The sequence below is a fragment of the Altererythrobacter sp. Root672 genome, assembly GCF_001427865.1.
In the GTDB taxonomy this organism is placed as follows: domain Bacteria; phylum Pseudomonadota; class Alphaproteobacteria; order Sphingomonadales; family Sphingomonadaceae; genus Croceibacterium_A.
In genome coordinates this window covers 1,086,882-1,108,143 of the sequence record NZ_LMHH01000001.1, presented here as the reverse complement: position 1 = coordinate 1,108,143, position 21,262 = coordinate 1,086,882, and the positions used below count along the sequence as shown (strand labels likewise).

The following is a 21,262-nucleotide window of genomic DNA, read 5'->3' as shown; positions in this document are numbered from 1 at the left end:
TATGGCGACTGTTCTGCATTCGGCCCCACGCTTCGCTTCCAACGAAGGCGTGAAGGACACTCTCGGCGCTGCCCTGGGCGGCATGCTGCTCGCCTCGAAGGAAGAGCATGGCGAGATCGTGCTCGGCGTCCAGCGCGAGCGGATCGAGGATGCCCTCCGTCTGCTGCGTGACGAGCATGGCTACCAGCAGTTGATGGAGATCGCCGGCGTCGACTACCCGCAGCGCGATGAGCGCTTCGATGTGGTCTACATGCTGCTCTCGCTGACCAAGAACCATCGTATCCTGGTCAAGGTCCGCGCGGCCGAGAACACTCCCGTGCCCACCGTCACCACGCTGTGGCCGAACGCCGGTTGGCTCGAGCGCGAGGTGTTCGACCTCTACGGCGTGATCTTCGACGGTAACACTGACCTTCGTCGCATCCTCACCGACTATGGGTTCGAGGGGCATCCTTTCCGCAAGGACTTCCCGCTCACCGGCTATCAGGAACTGCGCTACTCCGAAGAAGAGAAGCGCGTGGTATACGAACCGGTCGAGCTGGCACAGGACTTCCGCAAGTTCGAGTTCATGAGCCCGTGGGAAGGCGCCGACTACGTGTTGCCGGGTGACGAGAAGGCCGCCGTAGCGCCGCCTCCGCCGCCCGTTGCTCAGCCGAAGACGACCGAGAAGCCCGCCGACACGGGCGCCGGCAAGGCAGCCAACGACAAGGCGGCAGAGAAGGTCGACAGCGGCGCGCCGGCGCAGAAGCGCACGCGCAAGAAGGAGCCCGACGCTCCGGCTGCGACTTCCGATCGCCCCGCGAAGGCCAAGGCACCGGCCAAGCCGCGCGCCGCGCGCAAGCCGAAGAAGGACGCCGAATGAGCAAGCCGCTCTTCCTTGCCGTGATCGCTGCGCTGGCCCTCGCTGGCTGCTCGCAGAAAAGCGACAGCGACGACGACTTCGCCTCGCGCGTCGGTGCTGACGGAAAGGCTACCCCTGCGGGACCGGTTGCGACCACCGCAGTCGTCGGACCGCCAACGGCCGGGACCGATGTGCGCACGCTGGACCAGCTGGGTAACATCAGTGGCGTCGACCTGGGTGCGCGCGCCGGTACATGCACGTTCGCCAGCAACGAGGGCGCGGAGAGCCTGACGGCCGGAGCTCCGGCTGACCCGGCAAGTGCAGGAACCGCCGTGGTGCGGGTTAACGGCAAGCTCTATCAACTGGCCTCCTCCGGCGGCTTTCCGGCCATCCGCAAGGGCACTCGCTTCAGTGGGGAAGGGATCACGGTCGACGTTGCCGGCAACGATCAATCGGCGATCCTGACCGTTACCGACTCCGCCGGCCAGGTGAGGACCATCGGCGGCAAATGGATTTGCGCATGACCAGCGGTCTGACTTTCGACCAGTCTCCCACCACGGGTGACGAGGTCATTACCAACTACACGATCAACTTTGGCCCGCAGCACCCGGCCGCGCACGGTGTGCTGCGCATGGTGATGGAGCTCGACGGCGAGATTATCGAACGCATCGATCCGCACGTCGGCCTGCTCCACCGCGGCACCGAGAAGCTGATAGAATACAAGACCTATTTGCAGGCGCTGCCGTACTTCGACCGGCTCGACTACTGCAGCCCACTGGCGATGGAGCACAGCTACGTCCTCGCCATCGAGAAGCTGCTCAACCTCGAAGTGCCGGTCCGCGCCCAGTACCTGCGGGTGCTGTTCGCGGAGCTGACCCGTATCTGCAACCACATGCTCAATATGGGCAGCCACGTGATGGATGTGGGCGCGATGACGCCGAACCTGTGGCTGTTCGAAATCCGCGAGGATTGCCTCAACTTCTTCGAGCGAGCCTCTGGCGCGCGCATGCACATGGCCTGGTACCGTCCGGGCGGCGTGCACCAGGACGTGCCGCTCAAGCTGCTGACCGACATTGCCGACTGGCTCGACACCCGCCTACCGGAGCTGTTCGAAGACGCGATGAGCCTGGTCATCGACAACCGCATTTTCAAGCAGCGCAACGTCGATATCGCCGTGGTGAGCAAGGAAGACGCTGTCGCCTGGGGCTTCTCCGGCCCCATGATCCGCGCCGCCGGCATCCCGTGGGACTTGCGCAAGAGCCAGCCTTACGACGTCTACGACCGGATGGACTTCGAAGTGCCGGTTGGCACCAACTCCGACTGCTATGACCGTTTCATGGTCCGCGTCGAGGAAGTGCGCCAGTCGGCCAAGATCATGAAGCAGTGCCTGCGCGAGATGCCCGAGGGTCCGATCGCCAGCAGCGACCGCAAAGTCGTCCCGCCCAAGCGCGCGGAGATGAAGCAGTCGATGGAAGCGCTGATCCATCACTTCAAGCTCTACACCGAAGGCTTCCACGTACCGGCGGGCGAAGTCTACGTGGCGACCGAGAGCCCCAAGGGCGAATTCGGCGTCTACCTGGTCAGCGATGGCAGCAACAAGCCGTACCGCTGCAAGATCCGCCCGACCGCTTTCAGCCACCTCCAGGCAATGGATTTCATGAGCAGAGGCCACATGCTGCCCGACGCAACCGCCATCCTCGGCGCCATCGACGTAGTGTTCGGGGAGTGCGACCGTTGAACCTGACGCAACTCGACCGCCTGTCCGTGCTCGCCTGCATTTCGGGCCTCGCGCTCGTGGCTATCTTCTTCGCCGCCGAATGGCTCGGCGCGCCGCCGCCCGAGTGGCTGCCGATGGTAGTTGCCTCGATCGCCGGGTTTGAGCTGTTCATGGTCTTCCAGGCCATCCGCGACCGCCGTGCGGGCGGAGGCTCGAATGGCTGAGCGTCATATCGAAGCCGACACGCCTGAACTGCGCGAGCGTTGGGGCAATTTCACTTGGAAGGCAGAGAACGCCGCCAAGGCCAAGGAAATCGTCGCGCGCTACCCCGAAGGGCGTCAGCGCAGCGCAGTCATGCCGTTGCTCGATCTCGCCCAGCGCCAGGTTGGAGCGGAGACCAATACCCAGGGCTGGCTGCCGATTCCGGTGATGGAGTTCGTAGCGCAACAACTCGACATGCCGGTGATCCGCGTGCTCGAAGTCGCCACCTTCTACACCATGTACAACGTCGCGCCGGTCGGTCGCTTCCATGTGCAGGTCTGCGGCACCACGCCGTGCATGCTGCGCGGCTCGGACGACATCCTGGCCGCTTGCAAGAAGCGCGGGATGGCCAAGGGTCACACGACCGAGGATGGCCTGTGGACGCTGACCGAGGTCGAATGCATGGGCAACTGCTCGAGTGCGCCGATGGTCCAGATCAACGACGGCAATTACGAAGACCTCACGGTCGAACGCTTTGACGCCGTGCTCGATGCCTTGGCTCGCGGTGAAACGCCGAAGGAAGGCACGCAGGATCCGGCCCGCCACACGGTGGAGCCGGTCGGTGCGCTGAGCACGCTTACGGAAATGGCCAAGTCCAACCACGATTACCGGAGCGAATGGTGATGGAACTCGTCATTCCGATCGCTGTCGCGCTGGTGGCCGTCGTGGCCGCTTGGAAGCTGTTCAAGGGTCTGATGAAGACAGTTGCTCTGCTGGGGATCCTGACACTCGCCGGGTTCTACGCATTTGGTGGAGGGTTCGCCTGATGCTCGCCGACAAGGATCGCATCTTCACCAACCTCTACGGCTACCAGGATTGGCGCCTGAAGGCCGCGCAGGGGCGTGGTGACTGGGACGCGACCAAGAAGCTGATGGAAGTCGGCCAGGACTCGATCATCGAAGAGATGAAGGCCTCGGGCCTGCGCGGCCGTGGCGGCGCGGGTTTCCCGACTGGTATGAAGTGGTCCTTCATGCCCAAGGAGAGCAAGGACGGCCGTCCGAGCTTTCTGGTCATCAACGCCGACGAATCTGAGCCCGGTTCGTGCAAGGACCGCGAAATCATCCGCCACGATCCGCACAAGCTGATCGAAGGCGCGCTGATCGCCGGCTACGCAATGCGGGCGAGGGCGGCGTACATCTACATTCGTGGTGAATACATCCGCGAGGCCGAGACGCTGTTCGCCGCCGTGGCCGAGGCTTATGCCGCGGGTCTGCTGGGCAAGAACGCGGCCGGTTCTGGCTACGACTTCGACGTCTTCGTCCACCGCGGTGCCGGCGCCTACATCTGCGGTGAAGAGACCGCGATGATCGAGAGCCTCGAAGGCAAGAAGGGCCAGCCGCGCCTCAAGCCACCGTTCCCGGCGGGTGCGGGCCTCTATGGCTGCCCGACCACGGTCAACAACGTGGAATCGATCGCCGTGGTGCCGACGATCCTGCGTCGCGGTGCGGCGTGGTTCTCGAGCTTCGGGCGCGACAACAACAAGGGCACCAAGCTGTTCCAGATCAGCGGCCACGTGGAAAAGCCCTGCGTGGTGGAAGAGGCGATGAGCATCCCCTTCCGTGAACTGATCGAAAAGCACTGCGGTGGTATCCGCGGCGGTTGGGACAACCTGCTGGCGGTGATCCCGGGCGGTTCGTCGGTGCCGCTGGTTCCGGCGGCGCAGATCATGGACGCGCCGATGGATTTCGACGGCCTGCGTGAGGTCGGTTCGGGCCTCGGCACCGCGGCGGTGATCGTGATGGACAAGTCCACCGACATCGTCCGCGCGATCAGCCGTATTTCCTACTTCTACAAGCACGAGTCATGCGGCCAGTGCACCCCTTGCCGTGAAGGCACCGGGTGGATGTGGCGCGTGATGGAACGCTTGCGTACCGGTGATGCCGACTTGGGGGAGATCGACATGTTGCAACAGGTAACGAAACAGGTTGAAGGGCACACGATCTGCGCCTTGGGTGACGCGGCCGCGTGGCCGATCCAGGGTCTGATCCGCCACTTCCGGCCCGAACTCGAACGCCGCATCACGGAGCGTACGGGCGCGATCCAGGAGGCCGCGGAGTGAAGCGCCTCATCACGGTCATCGCCGCGTTGACGGCGTTCGCGGTTGCCATGCCGGTTTACGCGCAAAGCAACGATGACGACTACACCCCGTTAAATTCGCGCATCAAGCGCAAGCGGCAGTTCCCGACGGACTTGCACAACCCGTGGGGCAACCAGATGACCGAGGTGGCCCGCACGCGCAGCAAGGCGATGATGACCCAATTCAGTCGCTGCGTTTATCAGCGCAGCCGTACGGGCTCGGTCGAGTTGCTGGATAAGACCGACTACGGCTTCGGTGATTTTAACCAGATCGGGTACGACCAGGAACGCGCGTTGCGGGTCTATGGCTTCAAGGACTGCCTTGGCCGTGTCGCAAATACCCACGGAACCGGAGTGCAACTTCGCTTCAGCGCGGCGTCCCTTAGGCAGTGGCTGGTCCAAGAGGCCTACATGGACCGTTACGCCGATGGTCCCGCTTGGATACAGCCGGGCAACGAGGTTACCGCACGTGAGTATCCGCTTTCTGGCGAGATGGGCGGCGTCGTCGCGGCCATGGATCTTGCTGACTGCGTCGTTGCGGCCGACCCCTACACTTCCGATTTTCTTTTCCGGACTGCAGCCGGATCGGATGTGGAGAAGCAGGCGCTTGAGAAGCTGATGCCAGCGCTCAGTTCTTGTCTGCCGTCGGGTCGGCAAGTCCAACTCGACCCTTCATTATTTCGTATTTGGATCGGCGAAGGCCTTTGGCATGCGGCAACGCATTCCTCTCCGGCGCCGGTCGCAAGTCCCGAGAGTGCTCACTAATGCCTAAAGTCACGGTAGACGGCGTTGAGATCGAGGTCCCCAACGGGGCGACCGTGCTGCAGGCGTGCGAGCTTGCCGGCAAGGAGATCCCGCGCTTCTGCTATCACGAACGCCTGTCGATCGCCGGCAACTGCCGCATGTGCCTGGTCGAAGTGAAGCCTGGACCGCCCAAGCCGCAAGCGAGCTGTGCTTTGCCGGCTGCCGAAGGCCAGGAAATCCGAACCGACAGCCCGATGGTCAAGACCGCGCGCGAAGGGGTGATGGAGTTCCTTCTCATCAACCACCCGCTCGATTGCCCGATCTGCGACCAGGGCGGCGAGTGCGACCTGCAGGACCAGTCAATTGCCTACGGCCGCGGTGCCTCGCGCTATGACGAGAACAAGCGCGCGGTGACCGAAAAGTACATGGGCCCGCTGATCAAGACGATCATGACCCGCTGCATCCATTGCACCCGCTGCGTGCGCTTCTCCGAAGAGATCGCCGGCGTGGACGAAATCGGCGCGCTTTATCGCGGCGAGGACATGCAGATCACCACCTACCTCGAGCAGGCGGCCAAGCACGAGCTGTCGGCTAACGTGATCGACCTCTGCCCGGTCGGTGCGCTGACGAGCCGGCCATACGCCTACGAGGCGCGGCCGTGGGAACTGACCAAGACGCTCTCGATCGACGTGTCGGACGCAGTGGGTTCGAACATCCGCGTCGATAGCCGTGGGCGCGAAGTGCTGCGCGTGCTTCCGCGCAACAACGATGACGTCAACGAAGAGTGGATCAGCGACAAGGCGCGCTATCAGGTCGAAGGCCTGACCCGTCGCCGGCTCGACAAGGTCTGGATTCGCCGCAAAGGCAAGCTGGAACAGGCGAGCTGGGACGAGGCGTTCTCGACCATCGCCAAGGCCAAGGCGGGCAGCAGCATTGCCGCAATCGCCGGCGACCTGCTTGATTGCGAGACCATGTTCGCGGCCAAGAAGCTGCTCGGCGCGCTCGGCTCGACCCTGATCGAAAGCCGCCAGGGTGGCATGGCCTATCCGGCCGACAACCTGACTGCCGTCAACTTCAACTCAACCTTCGCCGGGATCGAGGAAGCCGATGCGATCCTGATCGTCGGCAGCCAAGTCCGCTGGGAAGCTCCGCTGGTCAATGTCCGGTTGCGCAAGGCAGTCAAGCGCGGGGCCAAGGTGTTCATCGTCGGTCCGCATTGGGATACGACTTACGCCGCTGAATTCCTTGGCGATGACGCTGCGGTACTCGGCAAGCTCCCGGCTCATGTCGCCGACGTGATGTCGAAGGCTGAACGCCCCGCTGTGATCGTCGGCGCCGGCGGTCTGGTGGCTGGGGCTCTGGGACCGGCGCTGGCTCTTGCTGCGGAATGGAAGCTCGTCCGTGAAGGATGGAACGGCTTCAACGTCCTCCATATGGCCGCTGCTCGCATGGGCGCGCTGATGCTCGGTTTCGCGCAGAAGGGCGGCCTGGCAGACATCGTTGCCGCAAAGCCCAAGGTGGTCCTTGCTCTGGGCGCCGATGAGGTGGACTTCAGCGAGTTCGAAGGCTCGCTCAAGGTCTACATCGGCCACCACGGTGATAAGGGCGCTCACGCGGCCGACATCATCCTGCCGGGCAGCGCCTACACCGAGAAGGCGGGCACTTACGTCAACACCGAAGGCCGCGTTCAGTTCGCAGACAAGGCAGTGTTCGCCCCGGGCGACGCTCGTGAAGACTGGACGATCCTGCGGGCCCTGGCTGATTCGCTCGGCGTCAATGTCGGCTTCGACAGTTTCGGTGAACTGCGCGCTGCCATGACCGCCGAGGTTTCGGCGCTTGGCTTCGAAGGTTTGGCGGACTACGGCGCCTTGCCGAAGGGCGATGCCAAGGCGAAGGCCGCGGGCGTAATCGCCTATCCGATCAAGGACTTCTACATGACCAACGCCATCGCCCGGTCGAGCCCGACCATGCAGCGTTGCTCGGCCGAGCTGCTGCACGGCGAGGATTTCGCGGAGGCGGCGGAATGACCGCGTTCTTCGAATCCCTCGGCATGACTTACGGGTGGGCGTGGTTCGTCGCGACCATCGCGGGCATCCTGCTTATCGCGCTGCCACTGATGCTGGCGGTCGCCATGATCATCTACGTCGACCGCAAGATCTGGGCGGCCATGGCGCTGCGCAGGGGGCCGAACGTGGTCGGCCCCTTCGGCCTGCTGCAGAGCTTTGCAGACGGCCTCAAGGTATTCCTGCAGGAAACCATCATACCGTCGGCAGCGAACAAGGGCCTGTTCCTGATCGCGCCGATCATCACCTTCACCGTAGCGCTGATGGCCTGGGCGGTGATCCCGTTCAATTCGGGCGCGGTACTGGCGGACATCAATGTCGGCCTGCTCTACATCCTCGCGATCAGTTCGCTCGGCGTTTACGGGGTGGTGATCTCGGGTTGGGCATCCAACTCGAAATACCCGTTCTTCAGCGCTATGCGCGCCGCTGCTCAGATGATTTCTTATGAAGTCTCGATCGGCTTCGTGCTGATCTGCGTGGTCCTGTGGGCGGGGAGCTTCAACCTCAACGCCATCATCGAAGCCCAGCGCGGCCATGGCCTGGGGATCGTCAACGGGTTCTTCTTCAACCTGCTGCTGTTCCCGATGTGGGTGGTGTTCCTGATCTCCTCGCTGGCCGAAACCGCGCGCGCGCCGTTCGACCTGACCGAGGCGGAGAGCGAACTCGTGGCGGGTTACCAGACCGAATACTCCTCGATGAGTTTCGCGCTGTTCTGGCTCGGCGAGTACGCCAACGTGCTGCTAATGTGCGCGCTCAACGCGATCCTGTTCTTCGGAGGCTGGCTGCCGCCGCTCGACTGGGCTCCGCTCTACGTGATCCCGGGCTGGATCTGGTTCTTCGCCAAGATCTTCTTCTTCTTCTTCGTCTTCTCCTGGGTGAAGGCGACCGTCCCGCGCTACCGCTACGATCAGCTGATGCGGCTCGGGTGGAAGGTGTTCCTGCCGCTCAGCCTCATCTTCGTGGTGCTGATCTCCGGCTATCTCATGGCTACCGGACATTTCGCATGACCGTCGCGCAACTCATCAAGTCGTTCACCCTGTGGGAGTTCGTGAAGGCGCATGCCCTCACGCTGAAGTACTTCTTCAAGCCCAAGGCGACGATCAACTATCCGTTCGAGAAGAACCCGCTGAGCCCGCGTTTCCGCGGCGAGCATGCCTTGCGCCGCTATCCCAATGGGGAAGAGCGCTGCATCGCCTGCAAGCTGTGCGAGGCCGTGTGTCCGGCGCAGGCGATCACGATCGAGGCAGAACCGCGCGAGGACGGCAGCCGCCGGACCACGCGCTATGACATCGACATGACCAAGTGCATCTACTGCGGCTTCTGTCAGGAAGCCTGTCCGGTGGATGCGATCGTCGAAGGGCCGAACTTCGAATACGCGACCGAAACGCGCGAAGAACTGCTCTACGACAAGGCTAAACTTCTGGCGAACGGGGACAAGTGGGAGCGGGCTTTGGCCGCGAACCTTGAAGCCGACGCGCCCTATCGCTAGGCGGCCCGCGATCCATGATCCAGACAATCGCCTTTTACCTCTTCGCCGCCATGGTGATCGCCTCTGGCGCCTTCACCATCCTTGCGCGCAACCCGGTCCATTCGGTGCTGTGGCTGATCCTGGCGTTCTTCAACGCCGCGGGTCTGATGGTCATCGCCGGGGCCGAGTTCATCGCCATGCTGCTGATCATCGTCTACGTGGGCGCGATCGCGGTGCTGTTCCTGTTCGTCGTGATGATGCTCGACATCGATTTCTCTGAACTTCGGGCAGGCTTCATGAAGAACTTCCCGCTCGGCATCCTGATCGCCGTGGCCCTGCTCGCAGAACTGGTGCTCGGTATCGGTGCCTATCGCGCGGGAGCCTTGCAGCTTGGCACGCCTGACGGCAGCGCTGCGCCGCTGCTCGACCGCAGCAATATCGAGAGCATCGGTGCGCTGCTCTACGGCCGCTACCTGTTCCTGTTCGAAAGCGCCGGCATCATCCTGCTCGTGGCGATGATCGGCGCCATCGTGCTGACGCATCGCACGGCTCGAGCGACGCGCGGGCAGCAGAACATCTCAAAGCAGGTCGCGCGCAAGCCGAGCGAGGCAACCGTCAACACGAGGCCCGAAGTCGGGCAGGGGGTGGAGCTGTGATCGGGATCGAACATTTCGTGGTCGTGAGCTCGATCCTGTTCGTGCTCGGCGTCCTCGGCATCTTCCTCAACCGCAAGAACGTCATCGTCATCCTCATGGCGATCGAGCTGATCTTGCTGTCTGTGAACATCAACTTCGTGGCTTTCAGCGCCTTCCTTGGCGACCTGACCGGCCAGATTTTTGCGATGTTCGTGCTGACCGTGGCCGCCGGTGAAGCGGCAATCGGTCTCGCGATCCTCGTCATCTACTTCCGCGGCCGCGGCACGATTGCCGTCGATAGCGTCGACCGGCTGAAGGGCTAAGACGTGCACCCTATCCTGGTTATCGTATTCCTGCCGCTGCTGGCCGCTATCGTTGCCGGTCTCGGCAACCGCATGCTCGGCAATGTCGTGGCCAAGTCGCTCACGACGGCCGGCTTGTTCATTGCCGCGGGGCTGAGTTGGCCGATCTTTATCAGCTATCTCGGACACAATGCCGACGCGACTGTGGTTCCGGTGATGAAGTGGGTCGCCTCTGGCACACTGACGTTCGACTGGGCGCTGCGGGTCGATGCGCTGACGGCGGTGATGCTGGTTGTGATCACCAGTGTCTCGGCGCTCGTGCACCTCTATTCCTGGGGTTACATGGCCGAGGACGCGGATCAGCCGCGCTTCTTCGCCTATCTCAGCTTGTTCACCTTCGCGATGCTCATGCTCGTGACGGCGGACAACCTGGTGCAGATGTTCTTCGGTTGGGAAGGCGTCGGCCTCGCCAGCTACTTGCTGATCGGCTTCTGGTTCAAGAAGCCGAGCGCCAACGCTGCTGCGATCAAGGCCTTCGTGGTCAACCGCGTCGGCGACCTTGGCTTCATGCTCGGCATCTTCGGCACGTTCCTGGTGTTCCAGACGACATCGATCCCCGAGATTCTGGCCGCCGCTCCGGCGATGAAGGGCGTGTCGCACATCACCTTCCTCGGCACGCGGTTCGACACGATGACGATCCTGTGCCTGCTGCTTTTCGTCGGCGCCATGGGCAAGTCGGCCCAGCTCGGCCTGCACACCTGGTTGCCGGACGCGATGGAAGGCCCGACCCCGGTCTCCGCGCTGATCCACGCCGCGACCATGGTGACAGCAGGCGTGTTCATGGTCTGCCGCCTTTCGCCGATGTTCGAGGCTGCGCCAGTGGCGCTCGGCTTCGTGACCTTCATCGGCGCAGCCACCTGTCTGTTCGCGGCAACGGTCGGCACGACGCAGTGGGATATCAAGCGGGTCATCGCTTATTCGACCTGCTCGCAGCTCGGCTACATGTTCTTCGCTGCTGGTGTTGGCGCTTATGGCGCGGCGATGTTCCACCTGTTCACGCACGCCTTCTTCAAGGCGCTGCTGTTCCTGGGCGCAGGCTCGGTCATCCATGCCATGCACCACGAGCAGGACATGCGGTATTACGGCGACCTGCGTAAGCATATCCCGATTACGTTCTGGGCGATGCTGGCCGGTACGCTGGCGATCACCGGCGTGGGCTTTGCGGGCGTGTTCGGCTTTGCGGGCTTCTATTCCAAGGACGCCATCATCGAGGCGGCCTATGCCAGCGGCAATGACGTCGGCCGCGCGGCTTTCTGGCTCGGTGCCTTCGCGGCGCTGCTGACGAGCTTCTATTCCTGGCGCCTGATGTTCCTGACCTTCTGGGGCAAGGCGCGTTGGGCCGATAGCGAGCACATCCAGCACGCCGTTCACGGGCATCACGAAAGCCCGGACGAAGAGCATGGCGACACCGCGCACGCCGAGGTCCACCCGCACGAGGGCACGGCGGGTTATCATCCGCACGAGAGCCCGTGGTCGATGCTCGTTCCGCTGGTGCTGCTATCGATCGGCGCGATCTTCGCGGGCTACGTGTTCCACACCTCGTTCCTCGAAGATCCCAAGTTCTGGAACGGGGCGATCGCCTGGAACGAGCACATCATGCACGCGATGCATCAGGTTCCGACCTGGGTGAAGTTCACCGCCTCTGTGGTGATGCTGATCGGCCTGAGCTTGGCCTGGCTGGCCTATGGCCGAAAGAGCTCGCTCCCCGGCAAGACTGCCGAGCAGCTCGGCCCGGTCTACCGGTTCCTGTACAACAAGTGGTATTTCGACGAGATCTACGACTTCCTGTTCGTCCGTCCGGCCTTCTGGCTTGGCCGCCAGCTCTGGAAGCGTGGTGATGAGGGTCTGATCGACCGCTTCGGCCCCGATGGCGCCGCCTGGGTGGTCGAGAAGGGCGCTGTTGGCGCTCGTCTGGCCCAATCCGGCAACCTGACCACTTATGCGCTGGTCATGCTGCTTGGCCTTGTCGCCGCGATCAGCTGGGTACTCGTCTGATGGAGGGTTTTCCCATTCTTTCGCTGATGTTGCTGGTCCCGATGCTCGGTGCGGCTGCCTGCCTGTTCGTGGGTGACAAGGCGGCGCGTACGATCGCGCTCGCTGCCACGCTGATCAATCTGGCGTTTGGCATCGTGCTGTGGGCCAACTTCGATATCGGTGGGCCGCAGTGGCAGTTCACGGAACGGGCACCGATCTTTGCCGGCTTCAGCTGGGCGCTTGGGATCGACGGTATCGCTCTCATGCTCATCGTGCTGAGCGTGTTCCTGATGCCGATCTGCATCCTGGCAAGCGCGTCGATCGACAAGCGCGTTGGCGAATACATGGCCGCGTTCCTGTTCATGGAAACGCTGATGATCGGCGTGTTCGCCGCGCAGGACCTGTACCTGTTCTACATCTTCTTCGAAGCCGGCCTGATCCCGATGTACCTGATCATCGGTATCTGGGGCGGCGCGAACCGAATTTACGCGGCCTACAAGTTCTTCCTCTACACACTGCTCGGCTCGGTGCTGATGCTGATCGCGATGCTGTGGATGGCGAACGAAGCCGGCACGACCGACATCCCGACCTTGATGGCCTACGACTTCCCGGTGAAGGCGCAGACCTGGCTCTGGCTGGCCTTCTTCGCCAGCTTCGCGGTGAAGATGCCGATGTGGCCGGTCCATACGTGGTTGCCTGACGCCCACGTGCAGGCGCCGACGGCGGGTTCCGTCATTCTGGCGGGCGTGTTGCTGAAGATGGGCGGCTATGGCTTCATCCGTTTCAGCCTGCCGATGTTCCCCGAAGCCAGCGCACAGCTGATGTGGGTGATCTTCGCCCTGTCGATGATCGCCGTTGTCGTCACCAGCCTCATCGCGCTGGTCCAGCACGACATGAAGAAGCTCATCGCCTATTCCTCGGTCGCCCACATGGCGATCGTGACGGTTGGCCTGTTCTCCTTCAACGTGCAGGGCCTTGAAGGCTCGATGATCGTGATGCTGAGCCACGGCCTGGTATCGGGCGCGTTGTTCCTCTGCGTCGGTGTGATCTACGACCGCCTGCACACTCGCGAGATCGACCGTTACGGCGGCCTTGCGATCAACATGCCGAAGTACGCGCTGTTCTTCATGCTGTTCACGATGGCCAGCATCGGGCTCCCGGGCACGAGCGGCTTCGTCGGCGAGTTCCTGAGCCTTGCGGGCATCTACCAGGTGTCGAGTTGGGTGGCGTTCGTGTGCACGACCGGCATCATCCTTGGTGCCGCCTACATGCTCTACCTCTACCGTCGCGTGGTATTCGGCGATCAGAAGAACGCCGATGCTGCCGCCATGCCGGACCTTTCCTGGCGTGAGTGGCTCATGCTCGGCCCGATCGCCGCAGCGGTCCTGTGGATGGGTGTCTATCCGGAGAGCTTCCTCGCGCCGATGCGGGCAGACATCCAGGCGCTCAACGCCCGGGTCGCCCGCGCCGCACCGGATGGCGATGCTCGCCTCGTAATAAGCAAAGCCGCTCCGGCGAAAGCAGAAGCGACAACTGAAGCGCACGAGGGGGCGCACTAATGGATTTCGTGGCCTCTCTTGGACTGATCCTTCCCGAGCTGATCTTGTCGCTCACAGGCCTCGCGCTGCTGCTCGTGGCGGCATGGGTTGGTGACAAGGCGTCGAGCGCTATCAGCATCGCGGCCTGCGTGGCGCTGGGTGCCTGCTTCTTCCTGGTTGCGCCCGCCGTCTGTGCCGGTGCTTCCGGACCCGATACGGTAGCCTTCTTCGGGCAGTTCCGTGCGGACGCCTTTGCCGGGTTCGCCAAGCTCCTGATCTACGCGGCGAGCGGCGCGGCGCTGGTGGTTGCACCGGCCTTCTTCGGCCGGACCGGCTCGATGAAGGCGGAGTACCCGGTGCTCATCCTGTTCGCCACGGTGGGCATGAGCTTGATGGTCTCTGCCGGCGACTTGCTGACGCTGTACATCGGGCTCGAGATGAACTCGCTCTCGGCTTATGTCCTCGCTGCCTTCCTGCGCAGCGATAGCCGTTCCTCGGAAGCGGGGCTCAAGTATTTCGTGCTTGGCGCGCTTGCCAGCGGCATCCTGCTGTTCGGCATGAGCCTGACTTATGGCTTCACCGGCACGATAAACTTCCAAGGCATCAGCGCGGCGGTGAGCGGTGGTCTTAGCGGCGGCACTTTGTTCGGCCTGGTGTTCGTGTTTGCCGGCCTCGCCTTCAAGATCAGCGCGGTTCCGTTCCACATGTGGACGCCCGACGTCTACGAAGGCGCGCCGACGCCGGTTACGGCCTTCTTCGCCAGCGCCCCCAAGGTCGCAGCAGTCGCGCTGACCACCCGTGTGGCGATCGAAGCCTTCGGTAGCCAGGCTGACGCTTGGCGGCAGGTGGTGATCTTCGCCGCTCTCGCCTCGATCGTCGTCGGTGCTCTTGGCGCCATCGGCCAGTCGAACATCAAGCGACTGCTGGCCTATTCGTCGATCAACAACGTCGGCTTCATCCTCATCGGCCTGGCCTGCGCCACGCCTAAGGGTGTGAGCGGCCTGCTCGTCTACCTTGCGATCTACGTCGCGATGACGGTGGGCAGCTTTGTGGCCGTGCTGATGATGCGCGCTGAGGACGACACTCCGATCGAAGGGATCGCCGACTTGGCGGGCCTCTCGAGGACACGCCCTGCGCTGGCCTGGTGCCTCGCGATGCTGATGTTCAGTCTTGCCGGCATCCCGCCGCTGTTCGGCTTCTGGGGTAAGTTCGTGGTGTTCCAGGCCGCGGTGCAGGCCAACCTCATCGCGCTCGCCGCGATCGGCATTGCGGCTTCGGTGATCGGTGCGTTCTACTACATCAAGATCGTCAAGATCATGTTCTTCGACGAGCCTGCCGACACCATCCGGGGCAAGAGCGACTGGGCGCACTGGGCGCTGCTGGCGATCAGCGCGGTCGTGGTCTCGCCGCTGGGCTACCTGCTGACGGCTTGGCTCGGCAAACTGGCAGACGGCGCGGCGGCTGCGCTGTTCCTCCTTGCCTGACAAACCCATCCGCATCGAGCTCATCGAAAAGACGGGCTCGACCAGCGCCGATCTCCTCCAGCGCCTCTCGGCTCTCGAGCCTGTCGAGGAAGGGATGTGGCTGGTAGCGGAACGGCAGATTGCCGGGCGGGGACGGCAAGGGCGCTCGTGGCTTGATGGTCCGGGCAACTTTATGGGCTCGACGACGGTCCACCTCTATCCGCAGGACCCGCCGGCGCCGACCCTGTCGTTTGCGGCGGCGCTGGCCACTTATGAGGCGGTCCTCAATCACGTGGCGACGCCTCAGGCCTTACAGCTCAAATGGCCCAATGACCTGCTGCTGGGGGGAGCCAAGATCGCGGGCATCCTGCTGGAGAGGTCCGGCAGCGTCGCGGTCGTCGGAATCGGCGTGAACTTGAGCGTCGCACCGCAGCTTTCGGATCGAACGACGGGCTATCTGGCCCAGCGAGGGCCGGCACCTGACAGGGATGCCTTCGCACGCGACCTCGCCATCTCATTCGACCGTGAACTGGAGCGTTGGCGCCAGTATGGAACCGAGCCGTTGCTGAAGCGCTGGCTCGCCGCAGCACATCCGCTTGGATCGCAGCTTGCGGTCCATAACGCAGATGGTGTTCGCGAGACCGGAGAGTTCGCCGGCCTCGAACCCGACGGTGCGCTCCGCTTGCGCCTTGCCGATGGCACCGTGCGTGTGGTTCATGCGGGTGATGTAACGATCGAGGGAGGCTGACCGATGCTGCTCGCGGTCGATGTCGGTAATACCAACGTGGTTTTCGCCCTGTTCGAAGGGCGCGACATTCGCACCCGTTGGCGGATCGCGACCGATCCTCGCCGGACGGGTGACGAATATGCCGTCTGGCTATTGCAACTCATGGCCATCGAGGGGATCGATCGGAGTGCGGTGACGCAGATGATCGTCTCGACTGTCGTCCCTCGGGCGCGGCATAACCTCGACGTTCTGGGCGAGAAGTACTTCGGCCTAACGCCGCTGATCGCTGGCGAGGGCCAGGCCGCGTGGGACTTCCAGATCGATGTCGACGATCCCCGTACGCTGGGGGCGGACCGCGCGGTGAATGCCATCGCCGCGCACGCAGGCTGGGAAGGCGACCTGCTCGTCATCGACTTCGGGACTGCGACGACCTTCGACGTGATCGATTTCAACGGCACCTATAAGGGCGGCATCATCGCGCCCGGCATCAACCTCTCGCTCGACGCCTTGGTCAACAACACAGCCAAGTTGCCCCGGATCGCCATCGAGGCCCCACGTGGCCAATCTGTGATTGGACGAAATACCGAGGACCAAATGTTGATCGGGGTGTTCTGGGGTTATGTCGCGATGATGGAAGGGTTGATCGCCCGCCTTCAGACCGAAATCGGCCGTCCAGCCAAAGTGATCGCGACCGGTGGACTGGCGTTGCTGTTCGATGAGCACACTCAAATTTTTGAAGCCGTTGACCCCGACCTGACACTCAAGGGCATGGCCATTCTCGCCGAAAGGGCCGCATTGCGTTGAAGAAAAACTTTGCACCAGAAGACGAACTGCTGTTCCTTGCACTTGGCGGGTCGGGCGAGATCGGCATGAACGTCAATCTCTACGGTTGCCGCGGCAAATGGCTGATGGTCGACCTCGGCATGAGCTTCGGCGCGGCCGAGTATCCGGGCACCGAGCTCATCTTCGCCGACCCCGAGTTCATCGAGGAACGGCGAGAGGATCTGCTAGGCATCGTCCTCACCCACGCGCATGAAGACCACATCGGCGCGGTGCCTTACTTCGCTGCCGACCTTGGTGTTCCGCTCTACGCGACGCCGTTCACCGCCGATCTGGTGCGCCGCAAGCTCGACGAAGCTGGGATCACGGACGAGGTCGAACTGATCGTGGTTGAGGAAGACCATGGATCGATCGCCCTCGGTCCCTTTGAGATCACCTATATCCCGCTGGCCCACTCGATCGCCGAGGGGAATGCCCTGCTGATCGAGACCCCCTTTGGGCGCGTGTTCCACACTGGTGACTGGAAGCTCGACGAAGAGCCCTTGATCGGACAGCCCGCCACCGAAGAGGAACTGACGCAGCTCGGAGACGAGGGCATCCTGGCGATGGTCTGCGATTCCACTAACGTCTTCAACCCGCTGCCGTCCGGCTCTGAGGGTGCAGTCTATCGCGGGCTGCTGGAAGAAGTGCAGCGGCACGCCGGCAAGCGAGTGCTGGTCACCACGTTCGCGTCTAACGTCGCACGCTTGCAGACGCTCGGGCGCGTGGCGCGAGAGACTGGACGTCAACTGTGCGTAGCCGGGCGGTCGCTCGATCGGATGATCGAAGTGTCGCAGGCCAACGGCTATTTGGGCGACCTGCCCGAACCGATCGATTTCGATACCGCCATGGACCTGCCGCGCGGCAAAGTCCTTATCATCGCCACCGGGGGCCAGGGAGAGCCCCGGGCGGCGCTTGCGCGCATTGCCGACGACAGCCACCCGATCAGCCTGACTGAAGGCGATGTGGTGCTGTTCTCGAGCCGCCAGATCCCCGGCAACGAGCTTGCCATCGGCAAGGTCCAGAACCAGCTGGCCGAGCGGGGCATCCAGATGGTTTCGGACCGCCAGAGCATGATCCACGTGTCCGGTCATCCCGGGCGCCCGGAACTGGAAGCGCTGTATAGTTGGTTGAAGCCGAAGATCCTGGTGCCGGTTCACGGTGAGATCCGTCACATGCACGAACAGGCGCGCCTGGGCAGTGCCAGCGGGATTCCGGATACGGTGTTCCAGAAGAACGGCGACATTGTTCGCCTTGCTCCGGGCAGGCCGGGAAAGCTCGCGTCGGTACATACCGGCCGGCTCGTGCTCGATGGCGACATTGTCGTACCGGCAGATGGGGATGCAATCACTACTCGCCGCCGCCTGGCGCGCGACGGCCTGGTGATCGTGGCGTTAGACGGGAAGGGCGGGGCCCAGGTCCATGGCCTCGGCTTGCCTTTGGACGAGGATTACGCCGAGTTCGTCTCTGAAGCCGAAGCGGACGTCGCTCAGGCTCTCAAGCGGCTGAAGGGCGCGGCGGCGCGTGACCCGGAGTCAATCTCGGAAGCGGCCCGCCTTGCTGCGCGGCGCGCGGCCCAACGATGGTCGGGCAAGAAGCCGCAGACCAAAGTCCTGCTGCCGGCGGAGTGAAGCGATGAACTGGACGTCGGTGGTCGCGATCTACGCGCTGTTTTGGGTCATGAGCGCATTCCTGCTGCTTCCGTTCGGGATCAAGACCCATGACGAGGCCGGGCTAGAGAAGATTCCGGGGCAAGCAGACAGCGCCCCGGCCAACTTCCAACCCGGCAAGCTCGCGTTGCGGGCGACCGTGCTATCGGTGGTTCTGTGCGGGCTCTACGTCGCCAATTACGTCTATGGCTGGATCGAACCGGCGGACCTGGATTTCTTCGGGGAGTGGATTGGCTATCCCGACGAGCAGCGGCCTGACGAGCAGCGCTAGGCGTCAGGTCCTCAGGCGTTCGATCGCTTGGGCCAGCGCCACGTAGAGTTTGCCCATATCCGACGACAACAGGGTGACCGCCAGCGCGTGGCCATCCCGCGTCGAAAGCACGTTGCGCAGCATGGCTTCGAAGTCGTGGATGTAGCGATTGACCGTTTCGCGGAAGTCCCCGTCTTCCTGATAGATGTCGGCAATTGCGCGGACTTCCTGGGTGTTGAGCAGGCGAACGGCGCGGCGGGTGAAGATGCCGCGGTCACCACGCAGATAGCTCGCCCAGGCCGTATCCGTGACATCGGTATCGAGCGACTTAGTGATATCGATGGCGCTCGAATTCAGGCTTTCGGTTATCAAAGCCATGCGGCGGGCGAAGTCGTTGTCGACCTGCTCTTCGGCGCGCTGTCGCGCATGAGCCACCCGGCGTTCGAGGTTGCCCGCCAGTTCGTTGACCGCTGACAGTTGATCGCGAAGCTGGACCGTCGTCGCCCGGCCTGCCTCGCTGGCCTGCTTCGCTGCCGCCTGCAGTTCTTCGATCGCTTCCGACGCATGAACGCGCAGGGCCTCGTCGATCGCGGCGCTGCTTTCGCTTCCGATGCGCTCGGCCAGAGCCCGCACGGCCTCCGAATGCTGGCCTTGCAGGTTCGCGACTACGCCGCCCGTCGCCTGTTCAAGCGTTTCGATCGCTGCCACTAGCTCGCCGCGGGCATGGTCGGCCAGGCTCTCGGTGGCTCCAGCGAGGTCGGACAGGCGGGACTCAAGTGTCGATAGCTGAACCAGGGTAGCCGAGCCTTGCTCTTGAGCGGTTGCCACATGGTCGACCAGGGCCGCACCCTTGTCACCGGCTTCATTGATCAGCGCAGTCAGCGCGGCTGCCTGCTTCTCGAACGATTGCAGTCGACGCTCTGCTTCGCCGAGCGACTGTGGGAGCTTTTCACCGCTGTGTTCGGCACTAGAACGGATCAGTTCGAGTAGTCGAACGCTGTCGTCGGTCAGGCGGATCAGTTCCTTACCGCTGTTCGCGATCAGGTTCTGGCTTTCGACCAGTCGCTCGACAAGTCCGGCGGCGGCCTCGGTCAGGCCATCCTGGGTGAAGCGGCCCTGGCGCTCAAGGCGCTCCATTTCCGCACTCAGGCCGGCAAGGCGCTCTGCGAGGGCTTCGCCTCGTTCAGCGAGGCCGGCGACATGGGCGAGGTGTTCTTCCTGCCGCTCCGAAATCTGGGTGTCGAAGGCAGAGAGGCGTTCCTGCATCGAAGCCAGAGCTGCTGTTTCGCGTTCCGACGCTTCGACATGACGTTGTTCGAGATGCTGTTGGAAGGCCTGAACGCGGTCCACGATGGTGGTATCAATGCGTTCAGCTTCGGCGCTGAGCGCGGCGAGGCGGCCTTGGGCGTTTTCCATCGCCTTGGCATCGACGTCACGAACGCGCTGGATCGCTTCGATCATGCGTTGTTCGAGCTCGGTTACCGCGTTCGACCAGGCCGCGGCGGCTTCGTTCTCGCCACTGCGCAAGGTTTCCGCCACGCGGGCGCCTTCGTCGCGCAACACGTTCATGCGTTCGCGCAGGGCAGTCAACGTGGCGTCCTCAGCGAGGTCGTAATCATCGCGGCGCGCTTGCAGCTCTTCGCGCAGGGTGTCAGCCCGGCGGCGGATCGCGGCGAACGCCTCGACCTCGCGGCTGTCGAGCTCGCCCCGGAAGGCGGCGCTACGCTCTGCGAGGGTGGCGAAACGGTTAGCTGCAATCTCGTCGAGCTGGGCCGCCTGGGCGGTGAACGCCTGCAGGGCTTCGTCGACTTTTCCGCGCAAGTTCGAAACCTGCCGGCTGCTCGCTTCGCCAAATTCGTTCAACCGGTTGAAGCCGGCTACCAGCTCGTCGAGCTGATCCTTCGCCACGCCGCCGGCATGGCCGATCTGGCTGGCAACGTCGCGGGCGGAGTTGGAGATGACGGGCAGATCGTCGCGCAGACGGTCCATGTTCTCCAGCGCCGTGGTGCTGACCCGTCCGATCGCTTCGACCTGGGCGCCGTTGTCCTGGATCAGCGTCTGCAGCCGGTCGGCATTCTGCGACAGGCGATCGCTCGCCACTCGGCCAAGCGATTCAAGGTCGCGTGACTGGGCGGCGATGAAGTCGCGAGCCAGGCTAAGTTCGCGATTTACGGTCACCAGGCGTCGTTCGAGGAGTGCCGACTCATGCGACAAAGCTTGCGCCGCCTCGCCGAAACGGACGGCCTCGCGACGGCTGTTGCGCATGGCAAGCAGCCACACGCCAATGACCAGCAGCACGGGGACGGACCAGTCGACGATCCAGTCAGCCCATTGCGCCGGGCTCGCGCCATTCAGCAGGGTCTCTCGGTGGACCCACCCGAAAAATCCGGTCCAGCCCATGACAGCCAGACCCGCAAGTGCTGGAAGCAGCCAACCAAGCGGGCTGAAGCGCCCCGGCTGTTGGTCTTCCACCCACTCTTCGTCGAATGCGCCCGCGAGGTCGTCCGCGCGAACATTCTCTGCCGGCTGCGCGGCTTGCGCGATCTCGGCCTCGTTTTCGAGTTGGGTTTCGCTACCGAGCGCCACGAGGTTTTTCCTGCCTGCCATTTGGGTAAACTACCACAGTGACCTAAGTGATAAACCCCGCCTTAACCATC

At 63.3% G+C, this 21,262-nt stretch carries 21 protein-coding genes; 20 read left to right on the top strand and 1 reads right to left on the bottom strand.

The window, feature by feature from the left end; genetic code table 11:
- Nucleotide 1 precedes the first annotated feature (1 nt).
- Genes ASD76_RS05380 through ASD76_RS05290 form a run of 20 tightly spaced genes read left to right on the top strand, consistent with a single transcriptional unit; the run spans nt 2 to nt 18,626 of the window.
- The gene (locus ASD76_RS05380; protein ID WP_055919533.1) at nt 2-859 is read left to right on the top strand and encodes an NADH-quinone oxidoreductase subunit C; all 858 of its coding nucleotides are present in this window, start codon (nt 2-4) and stop codon (nt 857-859) included.
- A complete protein-coding gene (locus tag ASD76_RS05375; RefSeq protein WP_055919531.1) occupies nt 856-1,362 on the top strand; it encodes a hypothetical protein in 507 nt (168 codons plus the stop codon). The genes ASD76_RS05380 and ASD76_RS05375 overlap by 4 nt, the downstream gene beginning before the upstream one ends.
- Nucleotides 1,359-2,576 (top strand): NADH-quinone oxidoreductase subunit D, encoded by a 1,218-nt coding sequence (locus ASD76_RS05370; protein ID WP_055919528.1) that lies wholly within the window; start codon nt 1,359-1,361, stop codon nt 2,574-2,576. Before ASD76_RS05375 ends, ASD76_RS05370 begins: the two co-directional genes overlap by 4 nt.
- Nucleotides 2,573-2,779 (top strand): hypothetical protein, encoded by a 207-nt coding sequence (locus tag ASD76_RS05365; RefSeq protein ID WP_055919525.1) that lies wholly within the window; start codon nt 2,573-2,575, stop codon nt 2,777-2,779. Before ASD76_RS05370 ends, ASD76_RS05365 begins: the two co-directional genes overlap by 4 nt.
- On the top strand, nt 2,772-3,440 hold the full coding sequence (locus ASD76_RS05360) for a complex I 24 kDa subunit family protein (RefSeq protein ID WP_055919522.1): 669 nt from the start codon (nt 2,772-2,774) through the stop codon (nt 3,438-3,440). Before ASD76_RS05365 ends, ASD76_RS05360 begins: the two co-directional genes overlap by 8 nt.
- On the top strand, nt 3,440-3,583 hold the full coding sequence (locus tag ASD76_RS18525) for a hypothetical protein (RefSeq protein WP_200943045.1): 144 nt from the start codon (nt 3,440-3,442) through the stop codon (nt 3,581-3,583). Before ASD76_RS05360 ends, ASD76_RS18525 begins: the two co-directional genes overlap by 1 nt.
- Nucleotides 3,583-4,875, top strand: a complete 1,293-nt coding sequence (gene nuoF / locus ASD76_RS05355; RefSeq protein ID WP_055919518.1) for an NADH-quinone oxidoreductase subunit NuoF — start codon at nt 3,583-3,585, stop codon at nt 4,873-4,875. The genes ASD76_RS18525 and nuoF overlap by 1 nt, the downstream gene beginning before the upstream one ends.
- Nucleotides 4,872-5,657 (top strand): hypothetical protein, encoded by a 786-nt coding sequence (locus ASD76_RS05350; protein ID WP_055919515.1) that lies wholly within the window; start codon nt 4,872-4,874, stop codon nt 5,655-5,657. Before nuoF ends, ASD76_RS05350 begins: the two co-directional genes overlap by 4 nt.
- On the top strand, nt 5,657-7,663 hold the full coding sequence (gene nuoG / locus ASD76_RS05345) for an NADH-quinone oxidoreductase subunit NuoG (protein WP_055919513.1): 2,007 nt from the start codon (nt 5,657-5,659) through the stop codon (nt 7,661-7,663). The genes ASD76_RS05350 and nuoG overlap by 1 nt, the downstream gene beginning before the upstream one ends.
- The gene (gene nuoH / locus ASD76_RS05340) at nt 7,660-8,706 is read left to right on the top strand and encodes an NADH-quinone oxidoreductase subunit NuoH (RefSeq protein ID WP_055919511.1); all 1,047 of its coding nucleotides are present in this window, start codon (nt 7,660-7,662) and stop codon (nt 8,704-8,706) included. The genes nuoG and nuoH overlap by 4 nt, the downstream gene beginning before the upstream one ends.
- Nucleotides 8,703-9,188, top strand: a complete 486-nt coding sequence (gene nuoI / locus ASD76_RS05335; protein ID WP_055919508.1) for an NADH-quinone oxidoreductase subunit NuoI — start codon at nt 8,703-8,705, stop codon at nt 9,186-9,188. The genes nuoH and nuoI overlap by 4 nt, the downstream gene beginning before the upstream one ends.
- A gap of 14 nt (nt 9,189-9,202) precedes the next feature.
- Nucleotides 9,203-9,823 carry an NADH-quinone oxidoreductase subunit J gene (locus ASD76_RS05330; protein ID WP_055919505.1) on the top strand — a complete coding sequence of 207 codons (621 nt, stop codon included), beginning with the start codon at nt 9,203-9,205 and terminating at the stop codon, nt 9,821-9,823.
- Nucleotides 9,820-10,125, top strand: coding sequence for an NADH-quinone oxidoreductase subunit NuoK (nuoK, locus tag ASD76_RS05325; RefSeq protein WP_055919502.1), 306 nt, complete (start codon nt 9,820-9,822; stop codon nt 10,123-10,125). The genes ASD76_RS05330 and nuoK overlap by 4 nt, the downstream gene beginning before the upstream one ends.
- A 3-nt stretch (nt 10,126-10,128) precedes the next feature.
- The gene (nuoL, locus tag ASD76_RS05320; RefSeq protein WP_055919499.1) at nt 10,129-12,159 is read left to right on the top strand and encodes an NADH-quinone oxidoreductase subunit L; all 2,031 of its coding nucleotides are present in this window, start codon (nt 10,129-10,131) and stop codon (nt 12,157-12,159) included.
- The gene (locus tag ASD76_RS05315) at nt 12,159-13,697 is read left to right on the top strand and encodes an NADH-quinone oxidoreductase subunit M (RefSeq protein ID WP_055919496.1); all 1,539 of its coding nucleotides are present in this window, start codon (nt 12,159-12,161) and stop codon (nt 13,695-13,697) included. The genes nuoL and ASD76_RS05315 overlap by 1 nt, the downstream gene beginning before the upstream one ends.
- Nucleotides 13,697-15,160: an NADH-quinone oxidoreductase subunit NuoN gene (nuoN, locus tag ASD76_RS05310; RefSeq protein WP_055919493.1), complete on the top strand. Its 1,464-nt coding sequence runs from the start codon at nt 13,697-13,699 to the stop codon at nt 15,158-15,160. The genes ASD76_RS05315 and nuoN overlap by 1 nt, the downstream gene beginning before the upstream one ends.
- Nucleotides 15,153-15,887, top strand: a complete 735-nt coding sequence (locus tag ASD76_RS05305; protein ID WP_235506518.1) for a biotin--[acetyl-CoA-carboxylase] ligase — start codon at nt 15,153-15,155, stop codon at nt 15,885-15,887. Before nuoN ends, ASD76_RS05305 begins: the two co-directional genes overlap by 8 nt.
- A 3-nt stretch (nt 15,888-15,890) precedes the next feature.
- A complete protein-coding gene (locus tag ASD76_RS05300) occupies nt 15,891-16,670 on the top strand; it encodes a type III pantothenate kinase (protein WP_055919490.1) in 780 nt (259 codons plus the stop codon).
- On the top strand, nt 16,667-18,316 hold the full coding sequence (locus ASD76_RS05295; protein WP_235506517.1) for a ribonuclease J: 1,650 nt from the start codon (nt 16,667-16,669) through the stop codon (nt 18,314-18,316). Before ASD76_RS05300 ends, ASD76_RS05295 begins: the two co-directional genes overlap by 4 nt.
- Before the next feature lie 4 nt (nt 18,317-18,320).
- Nucleotides 18,321-18,626, top strand: coding sequence for a DUF1467 family protein (locus tag ASD76_RS05290; protein ID WP_055919487.1), 306 nt, complete (start codon nt 18,321-18,323; stop codon nt 18,624-18,626).
- Nucleotides 18,627-18,629: 3 nt separating this feature from the next.
- Here the strand turns inward: ASD76_RS05290 and ASD76_RS05285 are convergent, their stop codons facing one another.
- On the bottom strand, nt 18,630-21,191 hold the full coding sequence (locus ASD76_RS05285; protein ID WP_156457546.1) for an ATPase: 2,562 nt from the start codon (nt 21,189-21,191) through the stop codon (nt 18,630-18,632).
- Nucleotides 21,192-21,262: the final 71 nt, after the last annotated feature.

What these genes read in the sequence shown, in the direction of transcription:
- ASD76_RS05360 (WP_055919522.1), top strand. Translation starts at nt 2,772, where the DNA reads ATGGCTGAGCGTCATATCGAAGCCGACACGCCTGAACTGCGCGAGCGT.
- ASD76_RS05290 (WP_055919487.1), top strand. Translation starts at nt 18,321, where the DNA reads ATGAACTGGACGTCGGTGGTCGCGATCTACGCGCTGTTTTGGGTCATG.
- ASD76_RS05370 (WP_055919528.1), top strand. Translation starts at nt 1,359, where the DNA reads ATGACCAGCGGTCTGACTTTCGACCAGTCTCCCACCACGGGTGACGAG.
- ASD76_RS05380 (WP_055919533.1), top strand. Translation starts at nt 2, where the DNA reads ATGGCGACTGTTCTGCATTCGGCCCCACGCTTCGCTTCCAACGAAGGC.
- ASD76_RS05300 (WP_055919490.1), top strand. Translation starts at nt 15,891, where the DNA reads ATGCTGCTCGCGGTCGATGTCGGTAATACCAACGTGGTTTTCGCCCTG.
- nuoF (WP_055919518.1), top strand. Translation starts at nt 3,583, where the DNA reads ATGCTCGCCGACAAGGATCGCATCTTCACCAACCTCTACGGCTACCAG.
- ASD76_RS05315 (WP_055919496.1), top strand. Translation starts at nt 12,159, where the DNA reads ATGGAGGGTTTTCCCATTCTTTCGCTGATGTTGCTGGTCCCGATGCTC.
- nuoG (WP_055919513.1), top strand. Translation starts at nt 5,657, where the DNA reads ATGCCTAAAGTCACGGTAGACGGCGTTGAGATCGAGGTCCCCAACGGG.
- ASD76_RS18525 (WP_200943045.1), top strand. Translation starts at nt 3,440, where the DNA reads ATGGAACTCGTCATTCCGATCGCTGTCGCGCTGGTGGCCGTCGTGGCC.
- nuoI (WP_055919508.1), top strand. Translation starts at nt 8,703, where the DNA reads ATGACCGTCGCGCAACTCATCAAGTCGTTCACCCTGTGGGAGTTCGTG.
- nuoH (WP_055919511.1), top strand. Translation starts at nt 7,660, where the DNA reads ATGACCGCGTTCTTCGAATCCCTCGGCATGACTTACGGGTGGGCGTGG.
- ASD76_RS05330 (WP_055919505.1), top strand. Translation starts at nt 9,203, where the DNA reads ATGATCCAGACAATCGCCTTTTACCTCTTCGCCGCCATGGTGATCGCC.
- nuoN (WP_055919493.1), top strand. Translation starts at nt 13,697, where the DNA reads ATGGATTTCGTGGCCTCTCTTGGACTGATCCTTCCCGAGCTGATCTTG.
- ASD76_RS05375 (WP_055919531.1), top strand. Translation starts at nt 856, where the DNA reads ATGAGCAAGCCGCTCTTCCTTGCCGTGATCGCTGCGCTGGCCCTCGCT.